10 protein-coding genes are annotated in these 15,824 nt (G+C 40.4%); 8 read left to right on the top strand and 2 right to left on the bottom strand.

The window, feature by feature from the left end; all coding sequences use genetic code 11:
• The first annotated feature begins 121 nt into the window (after positions 1 to 121).
• The 3 genes from OWEHO_RS13245 (at position 122) to purL (ending at position 6,244) form a co-directional block, all read left to right on the top strand.
• Positions 122 to 1,759, top strand: coding sequence for an ABC-F family ATP-binding cassette domain-containing protein (locus OWEHO_RS13245; protein WP_014202997.1), 1,638 nt, complete (start codon positions 122 to 124; stop codon positions 1,757 to 1,759).
• 157 nt (positions 1,760 to 1,916) lie between these two features.
• Positions 1,917 to 2,369 carry a cold-shock protein gene (locus tag OWEHO_RS13240; RefSeq protein ID WP_014202996.1) on the top strand — a complete coding sequence of 151 codons (453 nt, stop codon included), beginning with the start codon at positions 1,917 to 1,919 and terminating at the stop codon, positions 2,367 to 2,369.
• A gap of 188 nt (positions 2,370 to 2,557) precedes the next feature.
• Positions 2,558 to 6,244 (top strand): phosphoribosylformylglycinamidine synthase, encoded by a 3,687-nt coding sequence (gene purL / locus OWEHO_RS13235; protein ID WP_014202995.1) that lies wholly within the window; start codon positions 2,558 to 2,560, stop codon positions 6,242 to 6,244.
• A 116-nt stretch (positions 6,245 to 6,360) separates the two neighbouring features.
• On the opposite strand, the gene OWEHO_RS13230 is transcribed toward purL, so the two are convergent.
• Positions 6,361 to 7,203, bottom strand: a complete 843-nt coding sequence (locus OWEHO_RS13230; RefSeq protein WP_083828009.1) for a DUF2971 domain-containing protein — start codon at positions 7,201 to 7,203, stop codon at positions 6,361 to 6,363.
• A 119-nt stretch (positions 7,204 to 7,322) separates the two neighbouring features.
• Positions 7,323 to 8,855 carry a LamG-like jellyroll fold domain-containing protein gene (locus OWEHO_RS13225; RefSeq protein ID WP_014202993.1) on the bottom strand — a complete coding sequence of 511 codons (1,533 nt, stop codon included), beginning with the start codon at positions 8,853 to 8,855 and terminating at the stop codon, positions 7,323 to 7,325.
• A 407-nt stretch (positions 8,856 to 9,262) separates the two neighbouring features.
• Between OWEHO_RS13225 and OWEHO_RS13220 the strand changes: the two genes are divergently transcribed.
• The 5 genes from OWEHO_RS13220 to bla all read left to right on the top strand — a co-directional run bounded on the left by OWEHO_RS13220 (position 9,263) and on the right by bla (position 15,659).
• Positions 9,263 to 10,648: an MBOAT family O-acyltransferase gene (locus OWEHO_RS13220; RefSeq protein ID WP_223252691.1), complete on the top strand. Its 1,386-nt coding sequence runs from the start codon at positions 9,263 to 9,265 to the stop codon at positions 10,646 to 10,648.
• Positions 10,649 to 10,725: 77 nt separating this feature from the next.
• Positions 10,726 to 11,799: an alginate O-acetyltransferase AlgX-related protein gene (locus tag OWEHO_RS13215; protein ID WP_041627615.1), complete on the top strand. Its 1,074-nt coding sequence runs from the start codon at positions 10,726 to 10,728 to the stop codon at positions 11,797 to 11,799.
• A 275-nt stretch (positions 11,800 to 12,074) separates the two neighbouring features.
• The gene (locus OWEHO_RS13210; RefSeq protein ID WP_014202990.1) at positions 12,075 to 13,508 is read left to right on the top strand and encodes a gliding motility-associated C-terminal domain-containing protein; all 1,434 of its coding nucleotides are present in this window, start codon (positions 12,075 to 12,077) and stop codon (positions 13,506 to 13,508) included.
• 46 nt (positions 13,509 to 13,554) lie between these two features.
• Positions 13,555 to 14,934: a DNA repair protein RadA gene (radA, locus tag OWEHO_RS13205; protein WP_014202989.1), complete on the top strand. Its 1,380-nt coding sequence runs from the start codon at positions 13,555 to 13,557 to the stop codon at positions 14,932 to 14,934.
• Entirely contained in the window at positions 14,934 to 15,659 is a 726-nt protein-coding gene (gene bla / locus OWEHO_RS13200; RefSeq protein WP_014202988.1) for a subclass B1 metallo-beta-lactamase, read from the top strand. Before radA ends, bla begins: the two co-directional genes overlap by 1 nt.
• Positions 15,660 to 15,824 lie beyond the last annotated feature (165 nt).

The following is a 15,824-nucleotide window of genomic DNA, read 5'->3' as shown; positions in this document are numbered from 1 at the left end:
CGGTCTTGCAAGTTGTTAAAACATTTACTTTTTCCAAAGCAATATTTCACGGTTAACATTAAGCACTTCAACCTGATGCACTACTTCTTTTCATACCTTCGCGGCCGCAAAAAGTATAGGTATGATATCAGTTAATGCATTGGGTGTTGAGTTTAACGGAGAAGCTCTGTTTCAGGATGTTTCATTTGTAATCAATGAAAATGACAAGATTGCCCTGATGGGTAAAAATGGCGCAGGAAAATCTACAATGATGAAAATTATTGCAGGGGTTCAAAAAGCCAACAAAGGAAATGTGCATTGCCCAAAAGATGCCGTGATTGCCTACCTGCCTCAGCACCTTTTAACTGAAGATAACTGCACTGTAAAAGAAGAAGCCTCCAAAGCTTTTCAGGCGATATTTGAGATGCGTGACGAAATGGAGTACATCAACAAGGAGCTCGAAACACGCACCGATTACGAATCGAAGGAGTACATGAAGCTTATTGAAAGAGTTTCTGAACTAGGCGAAAAATACTACTCTATTGAAGACACCAACTTTGAAGCTGAAGTTGAAAAAGCTTTGATGGGCCTTGGTTTTAAGCGAGAAGATTTTAATCGCCAAACCAGTGAGTTTAGTGGTGGTTGGCGTATGCGAATCGAGCTAGCCAAAATCCTTTTGCAAAAGCCAGACTTGGTACTTTTGGATGAGCCGACTAACCATATTGATATTGAATCCGTAGTGTGGCTGGAAGACTTTTTGGTAAACAAAGCCAAAGGGGTAATGGTGATTTCGCACGATAAAACCTTTATTGATAACATCACCAACAGAACCATCGAGGTGACAATGGGCCGCATTTACGACTACAAAGCAAACTACTCGCACTACCTCACTTTACGTGAAGAAAGGCGTGCCCACCAAATAAAAGCCTACAACGAGCAGCAAAAATTTATTGCCGACAACATGGCTTTTATTGAGCGTTTTAAGGGAACGTATTCTAAAACCAATCAGGTGAACTCCCGCGAGCGCATGCTCGAAAAGCTGGACATCATTGAGATTGACGAAATAGACAACTCAGCCTTAAACCTTCGATTCCCACCTTGTCAGCGCTCCGGTGATTATCCTGTAATTGCAAAAGGATTGAGCAAATCTTATGGAGATCATGTAGTATTCAATGATGCCAACATGACCATTTCCAGAGGGGAAAAAGTAAGTTTTGTAGGTAGAAACGGAGAAGGAAAATCTACCATGATAAAAGCCATCATGGGCGAGATTGACTTTGAAGGACAATGCGACTTAGGCCACAATGCCAAAGTGGGTTACTTTGCGCAAAACCAAGCCGCACTTTTGGATCCGGATTTAACCGTTTTTCAAACTGTAGACCAAATTGCTCAAGGCGACATTCGCACCCAAATCAAGAATATTTTGGGAGGTTTTATGTTTTCCGGTGACGTGCTGGACAAAAAAGTTAGTTTCCTTTCAGGAGGAGAAAAAACTCGCCTGGCCATGGTAAAGTTGCTTTTGGAACCAGTGAATGTTCTTATACTGGATGAGCCCACCAATCACTTAGATTTAAAATCAAAAGATGTGTTGAAGCAAGCTTTGAAAGCATTTGACGGCACTTTGATTTTAGTTTCTCACGATAGAGACTTCCTGCTTGGTTTATCACAAAAAGTGTTTGAGTTTAAAAACAAACGCGTGATTGAGCACTTTGAAACTGTAGATGAGTTTTTGGAAAGAAACAAAGTAGAAAGCTTGAAACAGATGGAATTGGTGGGGTAAACCGGTTGTATTTTAGTGCCAGGCTTTTAGCAAATCCAAACGATTTTTAGAAGCTTAATACAATATATGGTTATTATCAGCCTTGTTCTCACTACCTTGCGGGAAATTCCGGCCGGCCACTCTGGTAGGCTTGATAAAATTTAAATTATACTAAAGTTTGGCTAAATCCCAAGAAACTTACAACAAGAAGGAGAAAGAAAAGAAGCGTTTGAAAAAACGTCAGGAAAAGGAAAAGAAACGCGAAGAGCGTAAAGCGGCTCCCAAAAGATCAGCAGAGGAAATGTTTTCCTATGTTGATGAACATGGTCAATTAACAGACACCCCGCCCGATCCCTCAAAGAAAATCGTAATTGAAGCCGAAGACATCGAAATTGGTGTTCCAAAAAGACCAGAAGGCGAAGAAGTAATTACTACACGTTTTGGTAGAGTTGATTTTTTCAACGACTCAAAAGGCTATGGTTTTATTAAAGAAAAAGACACCAACGAAAAATTCTTTGTACACATTAATGGTACTGTAGAAGAAATTAATGAAGGTGACAAAGTTTCTTTTGAGCTTGAAAAAGGCCCCAAAGGCATGAATGCAGTAGACGTAAAGAAAGCTAGTTTTTAAAACAGCTTTTATTTAAAGTTTTCAAAAGCTCCGATTCTATTAGGTTTCGGAGCTTTTTGATTTTTATGCACCAGCCTCGCGAAATAAGTATGATAAGCCGCAGTTATGCAACTATAAGAAGCTGTGAATAACCCAAAACCTTTCGTACTTTTGCCGCTCAGAAATTGTAGGGTTTTAACACGCTTAGAATGATCAAATTTTTCTCGTCCAAAGAAGCCAATAAGGTTTACGCAGTTGGACTTTCACAGGAAATCAATTCAACAGATTTACCAAAATTAACGTGGCTCTTCGGGGGCGCTGAATTACAGAACAGCGATACTTTGGAGGGCTTTTTTGTTGGCCCTCGCAAAGAGATGATTACCCCATGGGCAACCAATGCGGTAGAAATCACCCAAAATATGGGCATTGAAGGTATCTACAGAATTGAGGAATACTTCATGGTAGATTCCGAAAAAGCAGATCATGACCCTATGCTTCAGGTATTGTACAATGGTTTGAATCAAGATATTTACACCATTGAGCATACGCCTGAAAAAGTAGAACACATAGACGACATCGCGGCCTACAACCAGCAAGAAGGTTTGGCCCTTAGCGGTGAAGAAATAGAATATCTAGAAAGTGTGGCGAAAGACTTGGGCAGAAAATTAACCGACTCAGAAATCTTCGGTTTTTCGCAAGTAAACTCAGAGCACTGTCGTCACAAAATATTTAACGGCCAGTTTATTATTGATGGCGAAGAGATGCCTACTTCTCTTTTTAAATTGATCAAGAAAACTTCTGCTGACCATCCAGGAAAAATAGTTTCTGCCTACAAAGACAACGTTGCTTTTATCAAAGGAAGTCGCGTAGAGCAATTCGCGCCTAAGCGCCAGGATGAATCTGATTTCTTCGAGACCAAAGATTTTGATTCTGTAATCTCGCTTAAAGCAGAAACGCACAATTTTCCAACTACTGTTGAGCCTTTTAACGGTGCTGCAACCGGTTCTGGTGGAGAGATCAGAGATCGTATGGCGGGTGGAAAAGGTTCGATGCCTTTGGCTGGAACTGCCGTTTACATGACTGCTTATTCTCGTTTGGAAGAAGGACGTGAATGGGAAAATGGCATGGCCGAAAGAGATTGGTTGTACCAAACGCCAATGGACATTTTGATCAAAGCTTCTATCGGTGCTTCTGATTTTGGAAACAAATTTGGACAGCCGCTCATCAACGGTTCTGTTCTAACTTTTGAACACGAAGAAGGCGGCAAAAAATATGGTTACGACAAAGTAATCATGCAAGCCGGTGGAATCGGTTATGGAAAAGAAAAAGACGCATTAAAAGACACCCCTGAAGTTGGCGACAAAATCGTGGTGATGGGTGGTGATAACTACCGCATCGGTATGGGTGGTGGCGCTGTTTCTTCGGTTGCCACCGGAGAATTTAGCAGCGGAATTGAACTGAATGCCATTCAGCGTTCAAATCCAGAAATGCAAAAAAGAGCCTACAACGCAGTGCGCGCTATGGCCGAATTAGATATTAACCCGATTGTTTCCATTCACGATCATGGTGCTGGTGGACACTTAAACTGCTTGTCAGAATTGGTGGAGGAAACCGGTGGTGTGATTGATGTAAATAAATTACCTGTTGGCGACCCAACTCTTTCTGACAAAGAAATTATTGGCAACGAGAGCCAGGAGCGCATGGGCTTGGTGTTGAAAGAAAAAGACATCGACCTTTTAACGAGAATTGCAGACAGAGAGCGCGCTCCAATTTATGTGGTTGGTGAAACTACGGGCGATCACAAGTTTGTTTTTGAAAACAAAAAATCGGGTCAAAACCCAATGGATTGGGAACTTGGACACATGTTTGGTTCATCACCAAAAACCATTTTAGAAGATAAAAGAACACCAAGCAATTTTGCAGAAGTGGCCTACGATGCCAGCAAAATGCAAGAATATTTAAACGCTGTTCTTCAGCTTGAAGCTGTGGCTTGTAAAGACTGGCTGACCAACAAAGTTGACCGCTGCGTAACCGGTCGTGTGGCCAAACAGCAAACCGCTGGTCCGGTACAATTGCCATTGAACAACTTAGGTATTATGGCTTTGGATTACCGTGGAGTTAAAGGTATTGCAACTTCTGTGGGACATGCACCTGTTTCTGCGTTGATCGATCCTGTAGCGGGTTCGCAAGCTTCAATTGCCGAAGCATTGACCAACATTATCTGGGCACCAATCGCTGATGGTTTGGGCGGAATTTCGCTTTCAGCCAACTGGATGTGGCCAGCTAAGAACGAAGGGGAAAATGCTCGTTTGTACGATGCTGTAAAAGGTATTTCAGATTTTGCGTGCGAGCTAGGCATCAACATCCCCACAGGGAAAGATAGCCTGAGCATGACCCAAAAATACAAAGACGATGTAGTGTATTCTCCGGGAACGGTAATCATTACTGCCGTTGGCGAAGTGAGCGAAATCAACAAAACGGTGGAGCCTGTTTTGCAGCCCAATACCAACTCTAGTTTGATGTACATCGACTTGAGTGGCGATGATTTCAAATTAGGTGGATCGAGCTTTGCTCAGGTTGTGAATAAGATTGGAACTTCTGCGCCAAGCATAAAAGACGCCAAGCAATTTGCCGCCAACTTTGCTGCAGTTCAGCAATTGATTGAAGACCGAATGATTTTAGCTGGTCATGATATTTCTGCCGGAGGTATGATTACCGCTTTGTTGGAAATGACTTTTGCTGAGCCAAAAGTGGGTATCAACATCGACCTTTCGGGCATTGAAGCCGAAGACGATATTAAATTATTATTCTCTGAAAAAGCCGGAATCTTGATTCAGGTGGCGAATGAGAATGTGGACAAAGTAACTTCGGCTGTAGCCGGAGCAAAAGTGATTGGAAATGTAACCGATAAGCGCGAAGCGAAAGTGCTTACCGCAAACAACACTTACGTTTTAGATATCGACTCTTTGCGCGATACATGGTACAAAACTTCGTATTTGCTTGACGCGAAACAAACCGCAAAAGGCAAAGCGAAAGAGCGTTTTGACAATTATAAAAACCAAGCGCTGAGCTACGTTTTCCCAAAAGACTTTAAAGGCGCTTACGCAGAATTAGGATTGGATCCAAATCGCAAAAACGCTACGGGCGTTAAGGCGGCTATCATTCGTGAGAAAGGGGTAAACGGGGACCGTGAAATGGCCTACGCTATGCACTTGGCTGGATTTGACGTAAAAGACGTTCACATGACCGATTTGATTTCGGGTCGTGAAGATTTATCTGATGTGAACTTTATCGCCTTTGTTGGAGGATTCTCAAACAGTGATGTATTGGGTTCTGCCAAAGGTTGGGCAGGAGCATTCTTGTACAACGAAAAAGCAAAAGCGGCTTTGGATGCTTTCTACGCCAGAGAAAACACCGCAAGTTTAGGTATCTGCAACGGTTGCCAATTAATGGGCGAATTGGGACTTTTATACCCTGAGCACGATGTTCATCCAAAACTGTTGCACAACGAGTCAGGTAAATTCGAAAGTGGATTCATCAACGTAACCGTTCCTGAAAATGACTCCGTAATGTTGGGTTCTTTATCAGGTTGTACTTTGGGAATTTGGGCTGCACACGGAGAAGGAAAATTCAACTTACCTGAAGCGGAAGGCGAATACAACGTAATTGCAAAATACACCCACGAAGGTTACCCAGGGAACCCAAATGGCTCTGACTATAACGTAGCTGGTATTGCCAGTAAAGATGGTCGTCACCTGGCGATTATGCCACACTTTGAACGTTCTATCTTCCCGCACAACTGGGGATATTATCCAGCAGAGAAAAAACAAGAAGTACTTTCTCCTTGGATCTTGGCTTTCAGAAATGCGAAGGAGTGGGTGGAATCCAGAAACTAGATTTTAGACTTTAGATATTAGACAAAAAGGAATCCGAGAGGGTTCCTTTTTTTGTTGCCTTTCATGTAGAATACTACGGAAAGGCTTAGAATCAATAAGGTTACCTCTTGCATAACTTATCGGTAGGAAATTTTGGATTTGCTAACTCCTACTCCCTTATGTTGTGTCATATTAAGAAATAATTCGATATTTTTTACAGAACTAGGATTCCTGGGACCTATGATTACCTGCTTAATGATTTTAGTAAATGATTTATCTCCAAAAGACCAATCATAGTAAGGAACAGGAATTCCATTTTTTAAGATAAATCTGATTTGGTTCGCTCCCTTTCCATATTGATCGAACTTAGTAGCCAAAGTTGTGAAGCCTGATCCCTGATCCCAACTTTTTACTTCCATTACATATCTATATTCACCTTCCTCTTTAAAAGCAGGGGCTTTTAACAAACTAAAGTGATGTCCAATTTTAGTAAGCAATTCGTAGGTAAGATCCTTTTCATTATTAGGCTGCACAAAATCATCCCTTAAGGCCTTAATGTAGTCATCCAAGACTTTACTTTCGAAGTTGTACTCAACTTCACCCTTTACACAGTTATCAAAGACTTTATCCAACTCCTCCTTTTCAAAACCGATAGCGAAGCCTAAACCATTATTAGCATAACCCCGCCATTGACTCAATAAATCCATCTTAAAAGAAAAACATGAAATCAAAAATGCATTATCCTTAAACCAGGTACGCCTGCTTTTATGATATTCCTGAAAAAAGGCCTCCTTAGAAAAGTTAGTCTCAACTAACCTATCTGCCAACGACAACCCCCAATCCATCTCACCATAGTCATTGGTGTGATAAACGCTAGAAAAGCGAATAGCCTTACTCTCTATGATTGACATAAAAGTTTCTGGCGAACAATAGTGCCAAATCAGGTCATTTCCTTCCATATTCATCATTAATTCTTCCATGCAAGATATAACCTTGAGCGAGTTTTATCGCCCGACAGGTTTTATTCCGATTATCTGTACTATAAACAAAAAAGACCGCCATTTCTGGCAGCCCTTTACTTCAAAAACTTTTGGCTGGTTTATTTCTTCACCACAAAAGGAATAGAAAATACATCACCAATTTTCACAAAGTAGTTACCTGTCTGCAAAAAGTCCAGATTTAGTACTGTCTCATTTCCTTCTTGTAAATGGCCAGAATACACTTTTTGTCCAACTGCATTAATTACAGCAACACTCATATTTACTGACTGCTCTTTGTGCGTAATATGCAGTTTTTCCTGAACTGGATTGGGGTACATTTTTATATCATATAAATCCATAAGCTCTTCTATTCCCGTGACGTTACTAACAGTAAGCGTTGCTGGGTCTGATGTGCCTGTGCAGGCCCCGCTGGTTATTACACACTGGTATTTATAACCATTAAGAGCATTTGTAACTCCCGTAATTACGAGTGTATCATTAGTAGGATTCACGTATTGAGCATTCGGGTATACATTTGCAAATCCAGTTCCTTTATCCACCTGCCATTGAAATGTGGAGGAAGGATCTGCCACTTTTGTTGAAAAAGCACCAGTAGCACCCACTGCTATTGTCTGATCCACTGGCATCTGCAAAAATCCACATATTTCAATCACAGCTGCAGCTGAAGTATCAGAACAACCCGATGCATTTACCACACAGCGGTACTCTTCACCATTATTACTTATAGTCAAAGACGTAACTTCTAATGTATCAGTTGTGACACCAGAATATTGCCCTCCATTAGTAATATTCTGAAAATTAGATCCTGACTTTTTTTGCCATTGAAAAGTTAGACCAGCATTGGGTGCTGATACTCCAAATTTCACATTACCCCCAAGTATATCTTTTACATCCTTGGGCTGAACTGCAACTGTAGCCGAGCAACCATTGTATAAATCGGTGATTTCTGCCTGTGTCAAAGCTCTGTTCCACACTCCAAAATCATCCACTTTTCCTGAAAGGAAAGTACCACCTCCCGTAAGTTGGGTTCCAATATGCAAAGGCATGGTAGCTGTTTGCGTTCCCGTGTAAGTAAAATTTTGAGTAGCTACAGCAACGGCATTTTTATAAAGAGTCATCACCTTATTATCATAAACACACACCCAATGATCCCAAGTATTAAGGGCGTACGGAGATATTGCATTTAGCCATGGAGAACCTTGTTTATTTGCTCTCCACTGAATGTCGCCAGAACTTGTGCCAGCAACAAAGTGGCAAAATTTACCAGTGCCGCCACCTGCACCTTGCGTTAAACCATGCCCAAATATCCAGCCTCCAACTTGATTATAATATGACCAAAATGATATAGTAAAAGATGAGTCTTGCCCAAAGGCAAAAGAAGGATTTGTTAAAGCCATAAAGTCATCCGTTCCATCAAATAAATAAGCGTTATTTGAATTTGAGTTTCGATCAGTGGACAAAGTTGCCCCATTGTTTGTCAGGTTGTTTCCATTGCCTGAAAGATCATTAGTATTCCCTGAGAAAGACCACCATGCTCTCAAGTTTTGAGTTGGCACATAGCCAGGAACTTGGGCATTAAGGGATAGTTGCAAAAAAAAGCTTACAAGAAAAAAGTAGTATTTGATTTTCATAATGATTGGTTTAGATAGACTAATATACTTGATGCCCACTTAAAGGAAAACAGTAACCCAATAATTTTACTGAAATTCAGGTGTTTACCCTATCAATTTACCATGATAGCCCGATTTGCTTCCTACGCTTGTAAGTACACCTCCATTGATTAATTACTGAGTAGATACCTAGCTCTCTCCTATGACTTTTAGAGAATGTATTAAGCGGCATCTGAAAAAAGGCAAAGTGATTGATGATTGCAAAATTGAAAGCAACACCCAATTTTCAAAAGCTTTTAGATTGATATTTTTGGTAGGTTTGAGGCCGAGTAATAAAACTTTAGTATTCCAAGAGGAAATAACCAGCTACCCCGATTAACTCGACTTACGAATTGGTTTTTAGCAGCACTATCTTTTTACTGTACTTTTTGCCAATATTCTTGCTGGCTTATAACCTTGTTCCAGCAAAATTCAAAAACTACACACTTTTAATTGCGAGTATTTTCTTCTACAGTTGGGGAGCTCCAAAGTTTGTTTTTGTAATTCTCGCTTCCACTATCATCGACTTTTATATAGTATCCCGTCTTCATCGCAGCGAAGTAAAATTGCATAGAAAGCTCCTACTATCACTATCTATTTCAATCAACCTTGGGCTATTAATTTACTTTAAGTACGCCAACTTTTTTGTAGAAAATGTAAATCAACTGCTTCTATCATCTGGCATAGAATCCATCAGTTGGACCTCGGTAATCCTACCCATTGGGATATCCTTTTACACTTTCCAGACACTTACATATTCCATAGATGTATACCGAAAAGTGCACGCCCCACTTCAAAAAGTGACCGATTACTTAGTGTATATAATGTCCTTCCCACAAATGATTGCCGGCCCTATTGTTCGTTTTCATGATATTGCTGACCAGATTACAAGTAGGAAAGACCTCATCGATGACAAGCTCATCGGTTTTTATAGGTTCTGCATTGGTTTAGCCAAAAAAGTTTTAATAGCTAACGTAATGGCCGAGCAGGCAGATTTGATTTTTAATAGCAATCTAACAAACTTGAGCTTCGCCAATGCCTGGTTGGGAATCTTAGCCTACACCTTCCAGATATATTTTGATTTCTCCGGCTACTCCGATATGGCTATTGGACTAGGAAGAATGATGGGTTTTAGATTTCCAGAGAACTTTGACTCACCTTATGTATCCAAGAGTATTTCAGAATTTTGGCGAAGATGGCATATCACCCTAGGAAACTTTATGCGTGACTACTTATACATTCCCCTAGGTGGCAACCGCGTTTCATCCAAATATCGCCACTTTTTAAATCTTTGGATTGTATTTGTGCTTTCGGGCCTTTGGCATGGCGCTTCTTGGAATTTTGTTATTTGGGGAGCCTACCACGGTGTATTCCTTATTTTAGATAGGCTGTTCCTTCTAAATTTTTTAAACAAGGTTGGCAAATTCGCTTCAATTCTCTTCACCTTTTTTGTTGTTATGATTGGCTGGGTTATATTTCGATTAGAAACCTTAGAAGAAATTCAGCGCTACCTAAAAAGCCTTTTTTCCTTTGACTTTTCTTCTACCTTCAATCTGACACCAGGTTTTAGCTTCGTGGTGATTTTTGCCATTTTCTTTTCATTTTTAGCAGGTTTCAAAAAAGGAAAGCAACTGGTGCAAGCATTCTTTTTTACTAATAGATATGCATTGTGGCAGCACCTCCTACTTATTATAATCAGTTCCGCTTTGCTACTGCTTTCGTACAGCTCTATCTCCACTTCTGGTTTTAATCCGTTTATTTATTTCAGGTTTTAGATATGAATAAATCAGGGGTCCATATTATTATAAAACGAATTTTGTTTTCGCTACTCCTACTAGCGTTGTTTGTCCCAATGATTCAGCGTTTCACACACTTTTCATATGTAATTCCTCTGGATGGAGCATTTACTGCTCCGCCCACACCTGAAGCTACATGGTCTAATTGGTTTGAAGGTGACTATCAATCAGCACAAGAGGAATTTCTTAATTTTAATATTGGCTTCAAGCCTTTCTTTGTGAGGGTTTATAATCAAATTTCATTTTCACTTTACAACCAAGCTCACCTTGCAAATGCCGTGATAGGCAAAGACAACTATCTTTATGAAGTACAATACATCAACGCCTATAAGGGCGAAGATTTTATTGGAGTTGATAGCATCAAGCTTAAAGTGGAGAAACTGCAACGGGTGTCCGACACCTTATCCAAAAAGGGAGTTGACCTCATCGTAATGCTGGCTCCCGGAAAAGCTAGTTTTTACCCAGAGTTTGTTCCAGATAGGTTTGATATTAAAAACCGAACCACCACAAATTACGATGTATACATTGAAGAGCTTGCCAAAACTGACATTCATCTACTTGATTTTAAGAAATGGTTTGAGGAGCAAAAAGAAATATCTCCTTATCCACTATTCCCAAAAACCGGAACCCATTGGAGCAACTATGGAAATGTACTTGTGGCCGACTCAACTATTAAGTATATCAATTCCATTCAAGAAGAAAAATACATTCCCCCTCTGCAAATAACAGATATCGTTCGTACTCGTAAAATGAGACATCCTGCTGATGACATCGAAAAAGGAATGAATCTACTTATCAATATTCCAGATTTAGAAATGGGTTACCCTGAAGTGGAAATAACAACCGGGGATAATAACCCAAAAGTACTGACAATTGCAGATAGTTTTTATTGGGATATGTATAACTGGAAACTTTCAGAGCGGGCATTTGACAATGGGCAATTTTGGTTTTACAACGTCACCATTTACCCCGAGAGCTACCAAGAACTTTTATTGGTAAAAGATGTAAACACCATGAAGGAAGTAGAAAAAAATGATGTTGTCCTATTGTTGTCCACCGAAGCCAATCTTAGAATTTTTGCTTTTGGTTTTATTGATGAACTATATAAGCAATACTTTCCGGGGGAGTAAATTAGGATATCTCTAAGAGCTCCATTTCACAAGCTTAAAAAACCCCAAGGCACACACAAGTTTGCAAACTGTGATTATCTCCTCATTTTTCATGCAATTGCCTACTGGCAACAAAGTAAAAATCGCCTTCAAGCACTCCTCGTTTTGAACCAAATGTGTGCATATTATTCCCCGCTCTCAAAAATCATAGCCATTAATAATTGTAAATAATCTTTTACTCATTGAACTGAACGGTTGTCTAAAATGATTTAAAAAAAATCTATTTTGCATTATGTATGAAACCCCTTTACTTGTTTGTTGTTATAGCTACTAACTTTGTTTACAGCAATGTAAAAGCACAATGCAACTTTTTTGACGACTATACAACCAGCACGGGATGGACTCAAGTTGGTAGTGAGGTTGAAATTATAAATGGAAAAGTTCATTTTATAAATGGGGCAAAATGCAGGGAATTTCAGAAAAGACTTCATAGACCCCTAGGAAGGACAATTGATGAAAATGATTGCTGGGAAGTGAAATTCGAATTTAAGCCTAGTTCGGTTGGTTCCAAAAACAATCTGCCTTATTCTGGTCATGTAATTTTAGGCTTAACCGCAGGCACAAACAGCTTTAACTGTGATTGCCCAGATCCACCATGCACGGGACGCAAAAAAGGAAATCAAGATGGTTTTTTGCTAAACTATTCCGCACAAAACCCACCCAATGGTGATTTATTCTTTCATATTATTGCGCGCGATTCTATTAACTTGCACCCCTCACAGCGCATTATTGCCAATTCCTTAGGAGCTACATACTTTATTACGCTAGCAAAGGCGCAAAAGAATCAGGTGCAATTAAGTGTATATTCTGATAGTGGCTATACAAATCATTTACTTGGGTCGCCTGTTATGCTAACTTACCCTGGTAATATAGATGGCCTAACTCATGTACAGCACGGTAATACTATAAATGGAGAATTGCGAAGAGAATTAACAGGTACTTTAGACAATGTGTGTATAAAATGGCACGACCCCATGCCTTCAAGGGCAAGTCTTAGTTTACCAAAAGACACCCAGATTTGTGCCGGAGACAGCATTGTTTTGAACGCTGGAATGGGTTCACAGCTAAATTACCTATGGAGTACCGGGAGTATGGATTCAATTATTTCCATTAATAAAGCAGGGACATACTATGTTCGGATTTCCAATGGTTGCTTAGAAATTTCAGATACCATAGAAATTATTGGCAAGCCTGCATTAACAAATCAACTGGAGGATATTACTTTTTGCAACGATGAGGCTGCTTTTCTTTCGTATCGAGCTTCTGACGTGTCTCTTCTCTGGAGTACGGGAGAAACCTCTTCTACCATCTATCCAACTCAAAATGGGCTTTATTGGGTAGAGGTGACCAATGTATGTGACACTATTTATGAAGAAGCATTTGTAGATTTTAAAAACTGCACGTGTGATATCTCATTACCAAATGTTTTCACCCCCAATAATGATGGCACTAATGATTACTTTAAAGCGCTGGAAATAAGCACCGAATGTGTGATTAATCTTTCCATTTTTAATCGCTGGGGAATGCTCGTTTTTGAAACAACGAATAATGACTTTAGATGGGATGGAGGTAATGTTGCTGACGGGGTCTATTTCTGGGTTGTAGATTATACTAATTCTAAAGGTTCCTCTCATTCTAAAAAAAAGGGTACGGTTACCATTATCAGATAGTGCAGATAAGCGTACTTACCTCCCCCTTTTTCCGTAAAATTGCCACATGGCTAAAAAACCCAAAACAACTTACTATTGCCAGAATTGCGGCACCCAGCACAGCAAGTGGATGGGGCAATGTAACAGCTGTGGCGAATGGAATACAATTGTAGAGGAAGTACTGGAAACCACTGCCAGCAAAGCTGTGAGTTGGAAGAGCAGTCCACAGCGTGGAAGTAGTAGTATTGCACCAAGCAAAGTGAAATCTATTCGCGATATAGAAACCCAGCAAAGTGTGCGCACCACCACTAATGACAACGAGTTAGATCGCGTAATGGGTGGCGGCATGGTAGATGGCTCGGTAACATTAATTGGTGGCGAGCCGGGTATTGGCAAAAGTACATTGATGCTTCAGGTGGTTTTGGGCCTCAACCAAAAATGCCTTTATATAAGTGGCGAAGAAAGTGAGCAGCAAGTGCAACTTCGTGCCAAGCGCATTGGTATAAAAAATGACGACTGCTACATTCTTACCGCAACGTCTACACAAGAAATTTTTAGACAAATAGAACTCAATGAGCCGAAAGTGGTGATCGTAGACTCTATTCAAACGCTACACTCACAACTCATAGAATCTTCTCCCGGAAGTGTTTCGCAAATCCGACAATGCGCAGCTGAGCTGATTCAGTTTGCTAAAGAAACAGACACTCCCCTTTTCCTGATTGGCCATATTACCAAAGATGGAAACATTGCAGGGCCCAAAATATTGGAACACATGGTGGACACCGTTCTTCAGTTTGAAGGCGATAGACACCATGTATACAGATTGCTTCGCGCCAACAAAAACCGTTTTGGCTCTACTCATGAGCTGGGCATTTATGAAATGGTAGGTGAAGGGCTACGTGAAGTAAGCAACCCGAGTGAAATACTAATTTCCAAGCGTGATGCAGATCTTAGCGGAAATGCTGTGGCTGCTACTTTGGAAGGCATTCGCCCGATGCTTATTGAAATTCAGGCTTTGGTGAGCACAGCCGTGTATGGTACACCTCAGCGCAGCACCACCGGTTATGATACCCGCAGATTGAACATGCTCTTGGCCGTTCTCGAAAAACGTTGTGGTTTTCATTTAGGCAGCAAAGATGTTTTCCTAAACATCACAGGAGGAATCCGAGTGGATGACCCAGCCATTGATTTGGCCGTAGTGGCTGCCATACTTTCGTCAAATGAAGATATTGCCTTGCCTCCTAAAATTTGCTTTGCAGCTGAAGTTGGATTAAGCGGTGAAATTCGTCCTGTATCGCGAATTGAGCAACGCATCAGCGAAGCAGAAAAAATGGGTTTTGATCAGGTGTTTATCAGTTCCCACAACAAATTACAGGAAGGTAAATTTGGCATTAAAGTGGTTCGTTGCGGAAAGATTGAGGAAGTGTTTCAACACCTTTTTGGCTAATGAACTACGCTAAGCACATATTGCTCTTAGTGCTTTTTACACTATGCTTTTCGGCTTATAGCCAAAAGGTAAATATCTCGCCAAACCTTTATTTGGAGAAACTCACGGAACATGTTTATGTACACACTTCTCTAACTAAACTAGCGGAATGGGGAAAGTTTCCTTCCAATGGGCTGATTTATATAAATGGTTCTAAAGCATGGCTTCTAGACACCCCAATGGATGACTCTCTTACCATTAAGCTGATTGACCATCTGGAGCAGGAAATGCAGTTAAAGATTATTGGGTTTATACCAAACCACTTTCATGATGATTGTACAGCGGGTATGGACATTTTGAAAGAACACAACATTCCTTCGTATTGCTTTTACAAAACCAGTAAGCTCCATACTGAAGAACCATATTGCAATTTTGTGTTTCACAGCGACACCACTTTCCTTTTGGATGATTCACCAATACAAACCTTTTACCCAGGAGAAGCCCACAGTCCAGACAATATTGTATGTTATCTTCCTAATGAAAAAGTCCTTTTTGGTGGCTGTATGGTAAAATCGGCCGATTCAAAAACTTTGGGAAATCTTTCTGATGCCAATCTTGAAAATTGGCCACAGGCAATAAATAATGTAATCGACAAGTATCCTAACCTCAAGAGTGTAATTCCCGGACATGGAAAGATTGGTGAAACCAACTTACTTCAGCACACCCTAGACTTATTACGGAAGTAAGTATTTCTTCCACTTTTAGTTATCAATCACCCCCTAAAAGCCCACCAAAATCTTGTGGAATCTGACTTTTTTTCAAAAAAAATTAATCCACTGTAGTTCAGCGATGTCCCGCCATGGAGTGATGCTCACCCCTTTCCCAAAATGGGGTGAGCAAAAGAAATTTTG

This window comes from Owenweeksia hongkongensis DSM 17368, assembly GCF_000236705.1.
In the GTDB taxonomy this organism is placed as follows: domain Bacteria; phylum Bacteroidota; class Bacteroidia; order Flavobacteriales; family Schleiferiaceae; genus Owenweeksia; species Owenweeksia hongkongensis.
Note: the sequence above shows the minus strand (reverse complement) of the source record. Positions and strands in the feature narration are given on the sequence as shown.

What these genes read in the sequence shown, in the direction of transcription:
- OWEHO_RS13245 (WP_014202997.1), top strand. Translation starts at nt 122, where the DNA reads ATGATATCAGTTAATGCATTGGGTGTTGAGTTTAACGGAGAAGCTCTG.
- purL (WP_014202995.1), top strand. Translation starts at nt 2,558, where the DNA reads ATGATCAAATTTTTCTCGTCCAAAGAAGCCAATAAGGTTTACGCAGTT.
- OWEHO_RS13230 (WP_083828009.1), bottom strand. Translation starts at nt 7,203, where the DNA reads ATGGAAGAATTAATGATGAATATGGAAGGAAATGACCTGATTTGGCAC.
- OWEHO_RS13225 (WP_014202993.1), bottom strand. Translation starts at nt 8,855, where the DNA reads ATGAAAATCAAATACTACTTTTTTCTTGTAAGCTTTTTTTTGCAACTA.
- OWEHO_RS13215 (WP_041627615.1), top strand. Translation starts at nt 10,726, where the DNA reads ATGATTCAGCGTTTCACACACTTTTCATATGTAATTCCTCTGGATGGA.
- OWEHO_RS13210 (WP_014202990.1), top strand. Translation starts at nt 12,075, where the DNA reads ATGAAACCCCTTTACTTGTTTGTTGTTATAGCTACTAACTTTGTTTAC.
- radA (WP_014202989.1), top strand. Translation starts at nt 13,555, where the DNA reads ATGGCTAAAAAACCCAAAACAACTTACTATTGCCAGAATTGCGGCACC.
- bla (WP_014202988.1), top strand. Translation starts at nt 14,934, where the DNA reads ATGAACTACGCTAAGCACATATTGCTCTTAGTGCTTTTTACACTATGC.